This is a genomic window from Amycolatopsis sp. w19 (assembly GCF_051373225.1).
Taxonomy (GTDB): Bacteria; Actinomycetota; Actinomycetes; order Mycobacteriales; family Pseudonocardiaceae; genus Amycolatopsis; species Amycolatopsis japonica.
The window spans coordinates 196023-211397 of record NZ_JBPQFM010000010.1 but is presented as its reverse complement, the minus strand read 5'-3'; the positions used below and the strand labels follow the sequence as shown (position 1 = coordinate 211397).

The 15375-nt window shown below is 68.9% G+C and carries 15 protein-coding genes; 4 read left to right on the top strand and 11 right to left on the bottom strand.

Going from position 1 to position 15375, the window contains the following annotated elements:
- Positions 1–57: 57 nt before the first annotated feature.
- The 4 genes from ACSMFO_RS21505 to ACSMFO_RS21490 are packed head-to-tail and all read right to left on the bottom strand — an operon-like array spanning position 58 to position 3698.
- On the bottom strand, positions 58–1008 hold the full coding sequence (locus tag ACSMFO_RS21505) for an alcohol dehydrogenase catalytic domain-containing protein (protein WP_436460244.1): 951 nt from the start codon (positions 1006–1008) through the stop codon (positions 58–60).
- Between the two features lie 18 nt (positions 1009–1026).
- Complete coding sequence (locus tag ACSMFO_RS21500; protein ID WP_436460243.1) at positions 1027–1392, bottom strand: MerR family transcriptional regulator; 366 nt, start codon at positions 1390–1392, stop codon at positions 1027–1029.
- A 36-nt stretch (positions 1393–1428) separates the two neighbouring features.
- Positions 1429–2097: a response regulator gene (locus tag ACSMFO_RS21495; RefSeq protein ID WP_037345590.1), complete on the bottom strand. Its 669-nt coding sequence runs from the start codon at positions 2095–2097 to the stop codon at positions 1429–1431.
- Entirely contained in the window at positions 2094–3698 is a 1605-nt protein-coding gene (locus ACSMFO_RS21490) for an ATP-binding protein (protein WP_436460242.1), read from the bottom strand. The genes ACSMFO_RS21495 and ACSMFO_RS21490 overlap by 4 nt, the downstream gene beginning before the upstream one ends.
- A gap of 204 nt (positions 3699–3902) precedes the next feature.
- On the opposite strand from ACSMFO_RS21490, the gene ACSMFO_RS21485 reads away from it, so the two are divergent.
- Both ACSMFO_RS21485 and ACSMFO_RS21480 read left to right on the top strand, forming a co-directional pair.
- The gene (locus ACSMFO_RS21485; RefSeq protein ID WP_037345587.1) at positions 3903–5222 is read left to right on the top strand and encodes a cation:dicarboxylate symporter family transporter; all 1320 of its coding nucleotides are present in this window, start codon (positions 3903–3905) and stop codon (positions 5220–5222) included.
- 82 nt (positions 5223–5304) lie between these two features.
- Positions 5305–5886: a DUF6000 family protein gene (locus ACSMFO_RS21480; protein WP_436460241.1), complete on the top strand. Its 582-nt coding sequence runs from the start codon at positions 5305–5307 to the stop codon at positions 5884–5886.
- Here ACSMFO_RS21480 and ACSMFO_RS21475 read toward each other — a convergent pair.
- A complete protein-coding gene (locus ACSMFO_RS21475; RefSeq protein WP_007028064.1) occupies positions 5876–6277 on the bottom strand; it encodes a winged helix-turn-helix transcriptional regulator in 402 nt (133 codons plus the stop codon). The two genes, ACSMFO_RS21480 and ACSMFO_RS21475, sit on opposite strands and share 11 nt — an antisense overlap.
- Positions 6278–6376: 99 nt before the next feature.
- Between ACSMFO_RS21475 and ACSMFO_RS21470 the strand changes: the two genes are divergently transcribed.
- On the top strand, positions 6377–7780 hold the full coding sequence (locus ACSMFO_RS21470; RefSeq protein ID WP_436460240.1) for an MFS transporter: 1404 nt from the start codon (positions 6377–6379) through the stop codon (positions 7778–7780).
- On the opposite strand, the gene ACSMFO_RS21465 is transcribed toward ACSMFO_RS21470, so the two are convergent.
- Genes ACSMFO_RS21465 through ACSMFO_RS21450 form a run of 4 tightly spaced genes read right to left on the bottom strand, consistent with a single transcriptional unit; the run spans position 7759 to position 10192 of the window.
- Entirely contained in the window at positions 7759–8463 is a 705-nt protein-coding gene (locus ACSMFO_RS21465; RefSeq protein WP_436460239.1) for a carbon-nitrogen hydrolase family protein, read from the bottom strand. The genes ACSMFO_RS21470 and ACSMFO_RS21465 overlap by 22 nt on opposite strands.
- Positions 8464–8472: 9 nt before the next feature.
- Complete coding sequence (locus ACSMFO_RS21460) at positions 8473–8937, bottom strand: SRPBCC family protein (RefSeq protein ID WP_436460238.1); 465 nt, start codon at positions 8935–8937, stop codon at positions 8473–8475.
- Positions 8934–9644: an anti-sigma factor family protein gene (locus ACSMFO_RS21455; protein ID WP_038511425.1), complete on the bottom strand. Its 711-nt coding sequence runs from the start codon at positions 9642–9644 to the stop codon at positions 8934–8936. The genes ACSMFO_RS21460 and ACSMFO_RS21455 overlap by 4 nt, the downstream gene beginning before the upstream one ends.
- On the bottom strand, positions 9641–10192 hold the full coding sequence (locus tag ACSMFO_RS21450; RefSeq protein WP_161791131.1) for a sigma-70 family RNA polymerase sigma factor: 552 nt from the start codon (positions 10190–10192) through the stop codon (positions 9641–9643). Before ACSMFO_RS21450 ends, ACSMFO_RS21455 begins: the two co-directional genes overlap by 4 nt.
- Before the next feature lie 260 nt (positions 10193–10452).
- On the opposite strand from ACSMFO_RS21450, the gene ACSMFO_RS21445 reads away from it, so the two are divergent.
- Positions 10453–11088 (top strand): fibronectin type III domain-containing protein, encoded by a 636-nt coding sequence (locus ACSMFO_RS21445; protein ID WP_436460237.1) that lies wholly within the window; start codon positions 10453–10455, stop codon positions 11086–11088.
- A gap of 77 nt (positions 11089–11165) precedes the next feature.
- Here the strand turns inward: ACSMFO_RS21445 and uvrA are convergent, their stop codons facing one another.
- Both uvrA and ACSMFO_RS21435 read right to left on the bottom strand, forming a co-directional pair.
- Positions 11166–14021 (bottom strand): excinuclease ABC subunit UvrA, encoded by a 2856-nt coding sequence (uvrA, locus tag ACSMFO_RS21440; protein WP_063273341.1) that lies wholly within the window; start codon positions 14019–14021, stop codon positions 11166–11168.
- A gap of 77 nt (positions 14022–14098) precedes the next feature.
- Entirely contained in the window at positions 14099–15322 is a 1224-nt protein-coding gene (locus ACSMFO_RS21435; RefSeq protein ID WP_436460236.1) for an acyltransferase family protein, read from the bottom strand.
- Positions 15323–15375: the final 53 nt, after the last annotated feature.

Genomic DNA, 15375 nt, shown 5'->3' with positions numbered 1-15375 from the left:
TTTACCAACACTTTCGACCTATTGACATGCGCATGTTCGCATACGACCATGCCGTGCTCAAGGCCGTAGCACCAGCTTTCCCGAGGTCGCCCGCGCCTCCAGTTCCGCGAGCGCCTTCGGCCCGTCCGCGAGGTCGTACGCCGTCGGCGTCCCCGGCACGCAGACGCCGGCCGCGATCAGGGCGCGCAGTTCGTCCATCAGCTCCGCGAAGATCGCGGGCGCGTGCTCGATCAGGACGCCGAGATGCAGTCCGATCACGTGGATCTGCTGCCGGAAGTTCAAGTCCCGGTTGGTGATCGCGGCCTCTCCCCCGGCGACGCCGTAGACCACGACCCGACCGGTGACCCGCTTGGCTGCGGCGAGACTGACCGCGAAGGCCGCTCCACCGACTGATTCGAGCACCAGGTCGGCCGTCCCCGGATCGGCCCCGTAGTCGAGGACGCGATCGGCGCCAAGGCTCCGCACCACGTCGTGTTTGCCCGGCGACGCGGTGCCGATGACGGTCGCCCCGTAGTGCTTGGCCAGCCGGACCGCGGCTTGGCCGACCCCGCCCGCCGCCGCCTGCACCAGCACGGTCTCACCGGGGGCCAGCCGCCCCAGCGGCTTGAGCGCGGCGAGCGCCGTGACCCAGTTCAGGATCAGCCCGATCGCCTGCTCGTCCGACCAGCCCGACGGCACCGGGACCGCGCCGGCCGCGGGCATGACCATGTACTCGGCGAACGCCCCGCCGCCGGTCCCGACGACGTGGTCGCCGACAGCGGACGCGGTCACCCCGTCGCCGACAGCCACGACCTCGCCTGCCGCCTCGAACCCGGCGATGTACGGGGCTTCCGGCCCGTCCTCGTACGTCCCCCGCGTCTGCATGACGTCGGCGAAGTTGACGCCCGCCGCAGTGACCTTCAGGAGGATTTCGCCTGGTCTCGGCGCCGGAACGGGGGCATCGGCGACGAGGTGGAGATCTTCAGGACCGTTCGCGGAGTCCTGTCGCAGCGCGCGCATCGAAGTCATGCCCGCACGCTAAAACCCTCACGTTTGTGTCAGGGTCAAGTCGCGCAGGTACGCGTCGAGGGCGTCGCGATTGCGGGTCATGAGCGCGATCCGGCGGTCGAGCACTTCCCGCTGCCTCGCAACCTCGCCGATCATGTACTCGCACGGTTCCTTCGGCCGGACCTCCTCCGGTCCGTCGAGATACGGCAGGACCTCACGGATCAGCCGCACCGGCAGTCCGGCGTCGAGCATCCCGCGGATCTGCAGGACCGCCTCGACGGAGCCTTCGCAGAAGTCGCGATAGCCGTTGCCTTCACTGCCCGGGCTGATCAAGCCCTCTTCCTCGTAATAGCGCAGCGCGCGGACGCTGACCCCGGTCTTCCGCGCGAGTTCGCCGATCTTCACGATCCCAAGGTAGCCCGCAAGCCGCGGTATAGGTCGTTATACGGTTTTCGGCTTGTACCAGACCTCGGGGCGGCCGACCTGGCCGTAGCGGGGCTCGCGCTGGGCGAGGCCGTTGTCGGCGAGGTATTCGAGATAGCGGCGCGCGGTGACGCGGGAGGCGCCGATGGCGGTCGCGGCCGCTCCGGCGGAGAGGCCGTCGGCGGCCGAGGCGAGGACTTCGGTGATCGCCTCCAGGGTCTGCCCGCTCATCCCCTTCGGCAGCGCCTGCCGCTCGGTGGTGCGCAGGGTGCCGAGCGCGCGGTCGATCTCGGCCTGTCCGGTGACTTCGCCCGAAGCGCCGTGGAACTCCGCGTAGCGCTCCAGTTTTTCCCGCAGCGACGCGAAAGTGAACGGTTTCAGCAGGTACTGCACCACGCCGACCGACACGGCTGCCTTCACCAGCGCCAGATCCCGCGCCGAGGTCACGGCGATGACGTCGATCGGGAGGCCGGCCGCGCGCAGCGACCGGCAGACGGCGAGGCCGTGCGTGTCCGGGAGGTAGAAGTCCAGCAGTACCAGGTCGACCGGTTCGCGTTCACAGAACCGCAAGGCGTCGCCGCCGGAGTGCACGACCCCGGCCACGGTGAAGCCGGGCATCCGCTCGACGTACACCCGATGCGCGTCGGCGGCCACCGGTTCGTCCTCGACGACCAGCACCTTGATCATCGCGCGGACTCCTTCGGCGGCAGGCGAACGGTGAACACCGCGCCCTCGTCGCGGCCGACGTCGATCGTCCCACCGTGCCGCCGCACCGCCTGACCCACCAGTGCCAAGCCGAGTCCGTGCCCGTCCTCGGGTTTGGTGGACCACCCGCGCCGGAACACCTCTTCGACGTCCTCGACGCCCGGCCCGGTGTCGGCGACCCGCAGCAGCAACCCGTCGGCATCCGCGCGGACGGTCACCTCGACCCCGGGCCGTCCGCCCTGGCCGGCGTTGCCCGCCGCCGCGTCGATGCCGTTGTCGATCAGATTCCCGAGGATGGTCACGAGGTCCCGCGGCGGGACGCCGGTGTCCGAGTCCTCCATGACGGTGTCGGGCGTGATCGTGAACTCGACGCCGCGTTCGCTCGCCTCCGCCGCCTTGCCCAGCAGCAGCGCCGCGAGCACGGGTTCGGCGACCGCGCCGACGACGCGGTCGGTGAGTTCCTGTGCCAGCGCGAGTTCTTCGGTCGCGAACTCGACGGCCTGTTCGGGGCGGCCGATCTCGACCAGGGAAACGACGGTGTGGAGCCGGTTCGCCGCTTCGTGCGCCTGCGACCGCAGCGCCTCGGCCAGTCCGCGCACCGTGGTCAGTTCCCCGGTCAGCGCCTGGAGTTCCGTGTGATCGCGCAGGATCACCACGGTGCCCATCGCCTTCCCGCGCGAGCGCACCGGCGACGTGCTGACCACGAGCACCCTGGCCTCGGTGAGGTGCAGTTCGTCGGTGCGCTCCTCCCCCGAGGTGAACGCTTCGACGAGGTCTTCGGGAATGTCCAATGCGGACAGTTCACGGCCGACGGCGTCCTCGGCGACACCCAGCAGCGCCCGTGCCCCGTCGTTGCAGAGCACCACTCGCCCGTCCCCGCCGACGAGCAGCAGCCCCTCGCGCACGGAATGCAGCACGGCTTCGTGGTATTCGAACAGGTTGCTCAATTCCTCCGGCGCGATCCCCCTGGTCTGCCGCCGGAGCCGGGCACTGACGAGATAACTGCCGATCCCGCCGACCACCAGCACCGCCATCGCGACCCCGATCAAGGGCCACAGGCGTTCCCGCAGTTCCGCGTCGATCGCTTCGACCGTGATACCGACCGAAACCAGCGCGACGACCTGCCCGGCGGCGCCGCGCACCGGGACCACGACGCGTTCGGACGGGCCGAGCGAACCGGCGTAGGTCTCGAGGACCTTGCCGCCGCGTTGCGCCTCGCCGATGTTGCCGATGAACGGCTGCCCGATCAGCGCCGGATTCGGGTGCGTGTACCGGATGCCGTTCTTGTCCATGATGGTCACGAAGTCCACGTCCGTGTCCGCGCGGACACTCTGCGCGAACGGCTGCAGTGTCCGGGTCGGCTCCGATGTGGACAGTGCGGCGAGAACGCCAGGGGCGTCCGCCACCGCTTCGGCGACCGCGGTCACCTTGTCCCGCGCCCGGTCCTCGGTGGCCCTGACCGAATCGAGGTACGCGAAGGTCACCCCGGCCGCGACGAGCACGAAAAGCACCACGAGCTGCAGAATCAGCAGCTGGCGGGCGAGGCTGCCGCGCCTGGTCCGGATCCGCGTCGTCGAGGGCACCCGCCCATACCAGCACACCGGCGCCGGTGCCCGCGGCGCGCCCGGCCGGAATTCCCCGGAAACCACTCGCGCGAACTCAATGAACACAACCGTGACCCAGCTCACCTGCCCGGGTGATAGTGACCGGCAATCCCACGGACACCCCCTGAGCTGGAGGCAAAGGTGCCTACAACGCCGGAAGCGGCGCCACGACGCCGCGACAAGATGCACTACCTGTACCTGGCCGTGATCGCGGCGGTCGTCCTCGGCGTCATCGTCGGGTTCGCGGCGCCAGGTCTGGCCAAGGAGCTCAAGCCGCTCGGCACGGGCTTCGTCAACCTGATCAAGATGATGATCTCCCCCATCATCTTCTGCACCATCGTGCTCGGCATCGGATCGGTGGCGAAGGCCGCGAAGGTCGGCAAGGTCGGGCTGCTGTCGCTCGGCTACTTCCTGATGATGTCGACGTTCGCGCTCGCGATCGGCCTCGTCGTGGGCAACCTCCTGCACCCGGGTGAGGGCCTGCACCTCGACCCCGCAGCCGCCGCGAAGGCGCACAAGCAGGCCGAAGGTGGCGAAGGCACCGTCGACTTCCTGATGGGCATCATCCCCACCAGCTTCGGTTCCGCCTTCACCGAAGGCCAGGTGCTGCAGACGCTCCTGGTCGCGCTCCTCGCCGGCTTCGCCGTGCAGAAGCTGGGCACCAAGGGCGAGCCGATCCGCCGCGGCATCGAGCACATCCAGCGGCTCGTGTTCCGTATCCTCGCGATGATCATGTGGGCCGCCCCGGTCGGCGCGTTCGGCGCGATCGCCGCGGTGGTCGGCGAAACCGGCTGGGGCGCGCTGCGCAGCCTCGCCGTCATCATGATCGGCTTCTACCTGACCTGCCTGGTGTTCGTGTTCGGCGTGCTCGGCACGGTCCTGTGGCTCGGCGCGCGGATCAACATCTTCACGCTGTTGCGTTATCTCGGCCGTGAGTTCCTGCTGATCCTGTCGACATCGTCGTCCGAATCGGCGCTGCCCCGCCTGATCGCGAAGATGGAGCACCTCGGGGTGTCCAAACCGGTCGTCGGCATCACCGTGCCCACCGGCTACTCGTTCAACCTCGACGGCACGGCCATCTACCTGACGATGGCGACGCTGTTCATCGCCAGCGCGCAGGACCAGCCGCTGGGTGTCGGCGAGCAGATCTCCTTGCTGCTGTTCATGATCATCGCGTCGAAGGGCGCGGCGGGCGTGAGCGGCGCCGGGATCGCCACCCTCGCGGGCGGTCTCCAGTCGCACCGGCCGGAACTGGTCGACGGCGTCGGGTTCATCCTCGGCATCGACCGGTTCATGTCCGAGGCCCGCGCGCTGACGAACTTCGCGGGCAACGCCGTCGCGACCGTCCTGGTCGGAACGTGGACCAAGGAGTTCGACCGGGATCAGGCCAACCGTGTCTTCAGCGGACAGGCCCCGTTCGACGAAGCCACCCTGATCGACGACCATTCCGACACGCCGAAGGATCCGGACGGCGACCGGGAGAAGGCCGTGGCGCACGCGTAGCGCCCGGCGACAGACCGGAACCGCGGTGCGAGGGGCCCCCGTCCTCGCACCGCGGTTCCTCTTTTCTGGGAAGCTGAACGGCATGCCGGACGCCATCGACCGCTACGTGCTCTCGCGGTACTCGAAGCTGCTGCACGGCAATTTCGCCGGGATGATGAGCGACCCCGAACGCGAGGTCTTCCTGCGAGACCTGGTCGAGGACGCGCGGACGATCACCGACGACGAACTCGGCGCACTGCTCGCGGCGGACTGGCGGCCACGGATCACCGCGGCCTGGCTGATCGGCGTCGACCGCCGCACCGCGTGGCGCGGCCGCATCCGGGAACTGTTCCTGGAAAGCGGGCTGGTCTTCGCCGGGCAGGGCTACTGTTTCGCGCTCGCCCGGTTCGGCACGATCGCCGACGCCGAAATCCTCGTGTCCTATTTGGACCATTACCTCGCGCGGCCGGACCTGCGCTACGACCAGGAATGGGCGCTCGCGGCCCTGCACCACATCGACACCGACCTCACGACCGCGTACACGTCACGCTATCTGCGGCCGGGCGGGCTCTGGGAAAGCTGGTCCGCGAAGAACAGCACGGACCTGCCGTTCCACAAGATGTACTTCGCCATGCTGTGCTCGCACGTCCAGCGTGCCGTGCACACGGCGGACGTCAGGCGCTGACCTTCTCGTCGTAGACGACACGGGACGCGGCGATCGAGTCACGGTGACGCTCGGCCCAGCTCAGCAGGCCGCTCAGCGACGCATACAGCTCCTTCGCCATCGCCGTGGCCTCGTACTCCACCTTCGGCGGCACCGTCGGGTACACGGTGCGCACGAGCAGGCCGTCGCGTTCGAGGTTCCGCAACGTCAGGGTGAGCATCCGCCTGCTGATCCCCTCCACCGAGCGCTCCAGCTCGGTGAACCGCACGGGACCGCGCGTGGCCTCCAGCAGGATGCCGATCGCCCACTTGCCGCTGATCCGGTTGATCACCTCGAGCACGGTGCACACCTCGAGTTTTTCGGGATCGACGACCCTGGCCTGCGCGGTCACATCGGTGTTCCCCTGGGACATGAAAGTGCCTCCTTCCGGCGAGGAACAGAGTCACACAAGATGGGCGCTGTTACAAGTGATGCACCAAGGCATCACCTGGGGAAATCTCGAAGGATCACCATGCGCGCTTTCGCCCTCGCCATCCTTTGCGCCGTCTCGCTGATGGTCGTCCTCGACGGCTCGATCGTCGCCGTCGCGCTGCCCGCGATCCAGAACGATCTCGGCTTCACGCCCTCGACGCTGGCCTGGGTGGTCAACGCCTACCTGATCGCCTTCGCCGGGCTGCTCCTGTTGTCCGGCAGGCTCGGCGACCTGATCGGCCGGAAACGGGTCTTCCTGGCCGGGCTCAGCCTGTTCACGCTCGCCTCGCTGCTCTGCGGAATCGCGCAGGACCAGGCGCAGCTCATCGGGTTCCGCTTCCTGCAGGGCGCCGGTGGCGCGCTGGCGTCGGCCGTCGTGCTCGGCATGATCACCACGCTCTACCCGGAACCTCGGGCACGAGCGAAGGCCATCGGCGTCTACAGCTTCACCCAGGCCGCCGGATCGTCGATCGGGCTCATCGCGGGCGGAACGCTCACCCAACTGCTCGACTGGCACTGGACGTTCTTCGTCAACCTGCCGATCGGCGCGATCGCGCTGGCGCTCGCCGTCCGGCTGCTCGCGGACGATCGAGGCCCTGGCCTGCGCGACGGCACGGACGTCACCGGCGCCGGACTGGTCACCGGCGGCCTGATGCTGCTGATCTACACGATCGTCAAGGCCGAGGAGTACACCTGGGCCGACGTCCGCACGCTCGGCCTGCTCGTGGTGTCGCTGCTCCTGCTCGCCGGGTTCGTGCTGCGGCAGGCCAAGGCACGCCGCCCGTTGCTGCCGCTGCGGATCTTCCGCCTCCGCGCGGTGTCCGGGGCGAACACGGTGATGGTCCTGATGGTGGCCGGGTTGTTCGGCTTCCAGTTCATCACCGCGCTCTACCTGCAGCGCGTGCTCCGGCTCGACGCGTTGAGCACCGGGTTCGCGTTCCTGCCCGCCCCGCTTTCGATCGCGGTGATGTCGCTGGTCTTCGCCGAGCGGCTGAACCACCGCTTCGGGGCACGGACGGTCCTCGTCGGCGGGCTCTCGCTGGTCGCGCTGGCGCTCGGTTTCCTCGCCACCGTCCAGGCCGACGGCGACTACGCGACGGACGTCCTGCCGGCGCTCGTGCTGATGGGCATCGGTTTCGGCGCGGCGATGCCGGCGCTGATGGGGCAGGCGATGTCCGACGTCGCCCCCGCCGACGCCGGGGTCGCCTCGGGGCTGATCAACACCACGCAGCAGATCGGCGCGGCGATCGGGACGGCCGTGCTCGCGACCACCGCCGCTTCGCGCACCGGATCCCTGCTGGCCGAAGGAGCCGCGATGCCCGAAGCACTCGCTAGCGGTTATCGAGCCGCGTACGCGTTGAGCGCCGGGCTGCTCGCGCTCGCCGTCTTCGCCGCGACAGTGCTCCTTCGCGCCCGAAAGGTTCAGGAGGCGATCGTCGCGTAAGCCCACTCGGAGACCTCGCCGCCGAGACGCACCTCGGCGGCGCCTCCGGGTCTCCAGACCCCGCTGCCGCCGAACGCGGCCATGCCGCCGGTCTTGCCGGAGTACTGGGAAAGCACCACCCACATCCCGTATCCGGCGGCGACGCCGACCTGATCGAGCAACCGATCTTCCTGCCCCTCGCTGAAGAGCGCGCTGAGGACGTAGACGTCGGCGCCCGCCTCGGCGAGTTCCCGCGCGTGGTCCGGGTTCGCGGCGTCGAGACAGATCGCCAGACCGAGGCGCCTACCGCCGACCTCGACGATCACCTGCCGCGTGCCCGGTTCGAAGAGCTCTTCCTCGCTGTTGTGCAGGTTCCGTTTCGCATAGGTGGCAACGGTTTCCCCGCCGGGGCCGAGGACGAGCGAACCGATGTACCGGTGCCCGTCCTCCACCAGCGGCAGTCCGATGACGGCGTGGACGGCGCTCGCCCGGCAAGCCTCCCGAAGCGGTTCGAGACGTGGGTCGTCCGGGGTCAGCCAGAGTCCCGGATCGGCGGCGAGCGCCTCGAATTCCAAACCGGTCAGGGAGAGTTCCGGGAACACGCAGAGATCGGCGTCCGCGATCCGGAGGAGCCTGGCGTGTTCGGTGATGTTCGCGGCGAGGTCGGCGGGGACGGTGAACGGCTGCACGGTGGCGACACGCATGGCGCGAGCTTAGCGCCCCAGATATCCCTGCAATCCCTGTTGCCCCCGTCGCATCATGAGGGCGTGGTTGATCCGGAAGACCGGCCTGGCGACACGATCGAGCTTGCGCAGCAACGGTTTCCGCGCCTCGACCTCCTGCGTGATCTCCAGTCTCGTACCGCTTCCCACCGCGACCAGCGCACCGGCCAGCGTCCCTTCGAGGTCACCGCTGAGCAGCACTCGCAGCCGTCCCTCGCGCTCGTCCTGGCGGTCTCGGTGCATCCGCACGGTCAGCGCGTACGGCAGCCTGGAGCGGCAGACGAGTTCGGCGGTGTCCTCGTCGACCCGGCTGACCGAACGCACGTCGCGCCACCACAGCGGGTACGCGGCCAAGTCGACGACCGCGTCGAAGACCGCCTTGGGCGAGGCGGGCAGCACCCACGTGTCGCGGAAGCGGTACCAACCGCCTCCGCGACCCGCGAGCGAGCCCGTCATACCTGCGCCGACACCAGGTTCCGGCCGTCCATCGTCACGACGTCGACCGAGGCCACGTCGCCGGGGGCGACCAGCGCGGAACCGTCGACACCGGTGCCCTCACGCTGTCCCTTCTCCGAAACGAGCCAGCTGCCGGCGTTGACCCGCTCTCCGCTCTTCGTCACGACGATGAGCGCGCACTTCTCGCCTTCGCGGACACCTGTCGCCTTGGCGTGCAGCCGCACCCAGCCCGCGGCCGGGACCACCCGGACCGCCAGTTGCACACCCGTGTCCCGGTTGGTCGCCGCGAGGTCGCGGGTGCCGGGCACCGGGGCGGTCGCCGTCGGCACCGGCAAGGCCACCGTCGACGGTTCGGGCGACGTCTGCCGTCCGACGAGCACACCCGCGCCGAGCGCCACCACGACCAGCACGGCCGCACCGGCCACGGCGAGGAGCCGCCGCGGTTTGCGCTCCTGGGTGCCCTCTTCTTCGCGAACCTGACGCAGCGTGCGCTGCAGGAGCAGATCTCCGCCGTCGGGCGGTCCTTCGAGGAACGCCTCCGGGGGCACCTCGTCGAGGTGGTGGCGCAGCTCCGACAGCTCGCGCACCTCACGACGGCACGTCGGGCAGTTCGCCAGATGCGTCTCGAACGTGGCCGCTTCCGCCTGAGTCAGGCCGCCGAGGACGTAGGCGGCGAGCTGGCCCTGGTCGTGTCCCACCGCACTCATCGCGCTACCTCCTTCCCGGGTCCGGACATCACGGCTCTGAGCGCCCGTAACGCGTAATATGATCTCGACTTAACGGTACCCGGGGCGACGCCCAGGGATTTCGCCGCTTCGGCCACCGTCCGGCCCCGGTAATAGATCTCCACCAGTACCTCACGATGTTCCGTGGACAGGCCGTCCATGGCCCCGAGCACGGCCATGGAGTCCACGACGCCTTGCGCGTGGTCCCGCTCCACCGCCGGGGTGGGCACGCCTTCCGCCGGCTCCGCCACTTCCGGTGGCCGGGCCGCCCTGGCCCGCGCGCGGTCGGTGATGATGTTCCGGGCGACCGTGAGCAGCCAGCCCCGCACCGATCCCTTCGCGTCGTTCTCCAGGTCTTCGGCATGTTTCCAAGCCCGGACCAAGGTCTCCTGCACGACGTCCTCCGCGGCCGCGCGGTCCCCGGTCAGCCTTGTCGCATACGCCAGCAGGCTTCGCCCGTGTTCGGCGTACAAGTGCCTGACCAAGTCCTCGCCTTTGGCCTTTTTGGGCCGCCAGCCTCCGATCGCCACTCGCGTCCTCCCGACGGTCTTCTGGGTCGGCGAGGACAGTACTGCAACCCGCAGGGGCAGAGTGGATCGTTCGGCGCCCGCCGCGATCGAACTGTGCATCGGCACCGGCCTCTCCTCGGTTCTCCATGGCCGCCTCCTCTTGCCTCCCACACGGATGACCGGGGGATGCGGTTCAACCGAGCTCTTGTCGATCACCGGACGCGCTCGTATGCTGACGCCTCCGGATTCCGCCGCCGCCTGATTCCCGGGAGGGTCTCGGCGTGCCAAGGAAACTCGCGGCCGTTCTGCTGGCGGTCGCCTTCGTGTCGGGGTGCGGCGAGGAGCCTGGTTTCACCGCGACGCTGACGGATCCGGTGAACGTCGACCTGAGCTGGCCCGACGACGATCCGGGCGCCGCGGGCAGGATCGTCGAATACACGACCGATCCGCACGGCGAATACACGATCCTGCAGTTCGTGCCGCCACGGCAGACGACCTTCCGGCATCCGGACCTGATGCCGGAAACGCGGTTCTACTACCGGATCCGGCCGTTCTACGGTGCCGTTTCGGACGCCGTGACGGTTTCCGGACCCGCGACCCCCGCCGTTTCCGGACCCGCCGTGCCGCTGCGGGCGGGCGATCGATCGGCCGCCCCTGCGTCGTTCAAGGCCGAGCCGGCGCCGGAGGAGATGGTGAAGTTCAGCTGGGCCGACCGCTCCAGCGACGAGGACGGTTTCCTGGTGGAGATCAAGAAACCCGGCGCGGACGGGTTCGTGCCGATCGAGGTGTCCGATCCGGGGACGACGTCGGCCGGGCTCGCCACCATGCCGGGCGAAGAGGGCGCCTCGTATCGGCTGCGCGCCTTCTACTACGGTCCCGCTTCGCCCGTGCTGGACCTCGTGAGCGGTAAGGGGTAGTTCCCCCTCCGGATGCTATGAAAGGTCCTTTCCTTGCAAAATTTGCAAGGAAAGGACCTTTCATAGCACGGGGTGACTCAAGCGAGAACGGTCTTCAGGAACTGGCCGGTGTAGCTCTCCTCCACCGAAGCGACGTGTTCCGGAGTGCCCTCCGCGATCACGGTGCCACCGCCCGAACCGCCCTCCGGCCCCATGTCGATGATCCAGTCCGAGGTCTTGATGACGTCGAGGTTGTGCTCGATGACGATCACCGTGTTGCCCTTGTCCACCAGCCCGTTGATCACGCCGATCAGCTTGCTGATGTCCTCGAAGTGCAGACCGGTCGTCGGCTCGTCGAGGATGTAGACCGTCTTGCCGGTGGACCGCTTCTGCAGCTCGCTGGCGAGCTTGACGCGCTGCGCCTCACCACCGGACAGGGTCGGCGCGGGCTGCCCGAGCCGGACGTAGCCGAGGCCGACGTCGACGAGAGTGGCCAGGTGCCGGTGGATCGCCTTGATCGGCTCGAAGAACTCGGCCGCCTCCTCGATCGGCATGTTCAGCACGTCGGAGACGGTCTTGCCCTTGTAGTGCACCTCGAGGGTCTCGCGGTTGTACCGGTCGCCCTTGCAGACCTCGCACGGGACGTAGACGTCCGGCAGGAAGTTCATCTCGATCTTGATCGTGCCGTCACCGGCGCAGGCCTCGCACCGGCCGCCCTTGACGTTGAACGAGAACCGGCCCTGCTGGTAGCCGCGCACCTTCGCCTCGGTGGTCGCGGCGAACAGCTTGCGCACGTGGTCCCAGACGCCGGTGTAGGTCGCCGGGTTGGACCGCGGGGTGCGGCCGATCGGCGACTGGTCGACGCGGACCAGCTTGTCCACGTTGGCCAGCCCGTTCACGCGGGTGTGCCGGCCGGGGACCTGACGCGCGCCGTTGAGCTTGTTCGCCAGGACGGTCGCGAGGATGTCGTTGACCAGCGTGGACTTCCCGGAACCCGAGACACCGGTGACCGACACGAGGCAGCCGAGCGGGAACGACACGTCGAGCCCGCGCAGGTTGTGCTCGCGCGCGCCGACGACGGTCAGCTGGCGCTTCTTGTCGATCGGGCGCCGGATGGCCGGGACCTCGATCTTGGTGCGGCCCGAAAGGTACGCGCCGGTGATCGATTCCTTGTTCCGCAGGATCTTCTTGTACGGTCCACTGTGGACGATGTGACCGCCGTGCTCACCGGCGCCGGGGCCGATGTCGACCACCCAGTCGCTGGAGCGGATGGTGTCCTCGTCGTGCTCGACGACGATCAGCGTGTTGCCCAGGTCCCGCAGGCGGACCAGCGTCTCGATCAGGCGGTGGTTGTCTCGCTGGTGCAGCCCGATCGACGGCTCGTCCAGCACGTACAGCACGCCGACCAGACCGGAGCCGATCTGCGTGGCGAGCCGGATGCGCTGCGCCTCGCCGCCGGACAGCGTGCCGGAGGCGCGGTCGAGCGAGAGGTAGTTGAGGCCGACGTCGAGGAGGAAGCGCAGCCGCGCCTGGATCTCCTTGAGCACCGCGCCGGCGATGACCTGCTCGCGCTTGCCGAGCTCCAGCTCGTCCAGGAACTGCGACGCCTCGGCGATAGAGAGGGCGCAGACCTCGGCGATCGACCGGTCGCCCTGGGTCTTGTGCTCCAGGGTGACGGCGAGGATCTCCGGCTTGAGCCGCGTGCCCTGGCAGGCCGGGCACGGCACCTCGCGCATGTAGCCCTCGTACCGCTCGCGCATGTACTCGGACTCGGTCTGCTCCTGGCGCCGCTCCAGGAACGGGATGACACCCTCGAAGCTCGCGTAGTACGAACGCTGACGGCCGTAGCGGTTCTTGTAGCGGACGTGGACCTGCTCGTCGACGCCGTGCAGGACGGCCTTCTGCACCTTCGCCGGCAGCTTGCGCCACGGCGTGTCCATCCGGAAGCCGATGGTCTCGGACAGCGATTCGAGCAGGCGGATGAAGTAGTCCGCGCTCTGGCCGCCCGCCCACGGCGCGATGGCGCCCTCGCCGAGGGACATCTCGTCGTCCGGGACCACGAGCTCCGGGTCGACCTCCTTGCGGACGCCGATACCGGTGCAGTCGGGGCAGGCGCCGTACGGGGCGTTGAACGAGAACGACCGCGGCTCGAGGTCTTCGATCGCGAGCGGGTGGCCGTTGGGGCAGGCCAGGTTCTCGGAGAAACCGCGCACGCGATGCGGATCGTTCTCCGGGAGGTCGACGAACTCCAGCTCGATCAGGCCGTCGGCCAGCCGGAGCGCCGTCTCGACCGAGTCGGTGAGGCGCTGCCGCGAGCTCGTCTTCACCGAAAGCCTGTCGATGATGACGGCGATCTGGTGCTTTTCCTGCTTCTTCAGCTTCGGCGGGTCGGTGAGCGGGTGGATCGTCCCGTCCACCACGACCCGCGCGTAGCCCTGCTGCTGCAGGTTCTCGAAGAGGTCGAGGTACTCCCCCTTGCGCCCGCGCACGACCGGCGCGAGTACCTGGAAGCGGGTGCCCTCCTCCATCGCGAGCACCTGGTCGACGATCTGCTGCGGGGTCTGCTTGCTGATCGCCTCGCCGCACTGCGGGCAGTGCGCCTTGCCGGCGCGGGCGTAGAGCAGGCGCAGGTAGTCGTAGACCTCGGTGATGGTGCCGACGGTCGAACGCGGGTTGCGCGAGGTGGACTTCTGGTCGATCGACACCGCGGGCGAAAGGCCCTCGATGAAGTCGACGTCCGGCTTGTCCATCTGGCCGAGGAACTGGCGCGCGTACGCCGACAGCGACTCGACGTAGCGGCGCTGGCCTTCGGCGAAGATGGTGTCGAAGGCGAGGCTCGACTTCCCGGACCCGGACAGACCGGTGAACACGATCAGGCTGTCGCGGGGCAGGTCGAGATCCACACCGCGGAGGTTGTGCTCGCGGGCGCCGCGAACAACGAGGCGATCAGCCACGCCAGGGTCCCTTCAGGTTTCATTCTCAGCTGCGGTCGCCGGCCCGGTCGATAGCTGCACGGGCGGCCGCTTCCATGCTACGAGGCACCACCGACAGAAACTGGTTCCGAGTCCTTGACCTGCGGTTTTCCAGGCTTATCGCGTCGATCCCGGCGAGCGGTGAGCCACCGGTGGACCGGCCGTTCCACGCCAGCGGTGATCGCCCAGCCCCCGAGGACGGCGGCGGCCAGCACGATGGGGAGCCGCAGCCAGCCGGGGACGCCGACGTTCAGCAGGGCACGGGCCAGGATGTAACCGAGTTCCTGGTGCACCAGATAAAGACCATACGAGATGCCCGCGAGCCAGGTGACAGCCGGGGCGATCCTGGCGAGACCGGGGAACCGCCAGTCCGGTCCGCGCGCGGCCAGGCACACCAGCAGCAGCATGATCGCGAACCCGATGGCCGAGGGCCAGCGCTCCGGATCGTTCGGCAGGGCCTGGTGGAACGGGAAGACCTGCAGGTCCTGCGCGGCGCAGGCGGCGAGCACGAACAGCGCGAGATGCCAGTGCGCCAGCCGTCGTTTCGCCCAGAGCCAGATCGCGATGCCGATGGCGAAGACGTGCACGCGGTGCAGGCCGAGGCCGTAGTAGAAGGTCTCGGCGAGCTTCGGAGTGGAAACCGGGTCGAACACGACGAACCGGAGGAAGAGCGGCACCAGGATCAGCGCCCAGAGCAGCGCGACCGTGAGCCGGTGCGTACGCCACCGGCGTGGCCACAGCAGGGCCGCGGCGGTGAACGCGATGAGCTGCACCGGCAGCGTCCAGTAGGCCCCGTCGAGGTAGTAGAAGAGCTCGTAACGCCAGCCCCATTCCTGGACCATGCCCAGGTTGCCGAGCAGGTCGGCGCCGGTGGGGATGTACCAGGGCGACGGGTCGGTCGGCGGGCCCTGCGGGACACCGAACAGGAAACCGGACAGGCCCGGCGGGAACGGCAGGCCGCTGAACCGGATCGTCGCGTACCGGGCGACGACGTAGGTGACGGTGACCGCCACCAGGTACGCGGGCACCAGCCGCGCGACCCGGCTCCACAGCCACCGCCCCGGGCGTCCCTTGCGCAGGCTCGCGCACACGAAGAAGGCGGAGATCACCAGAAGGATGGCCGCACCGAACTGTGCCGTTACCCGAAAGGGGTACCCCACCAGTTCCGGATGCAGAAGCGCCCCCTGATGGGTGACGTGTCCGAGCATGACCGCGAAGACGGCGACAACGCGAAGGACGTCCCAGCTGATCTTGCGCGGGGCGCGCGGCGAGGCGTCGGGCACGAGCGTCCTGTGGTTCGGATGGCGGGGCGACGCGAGCCTACGTCGTGCACCTG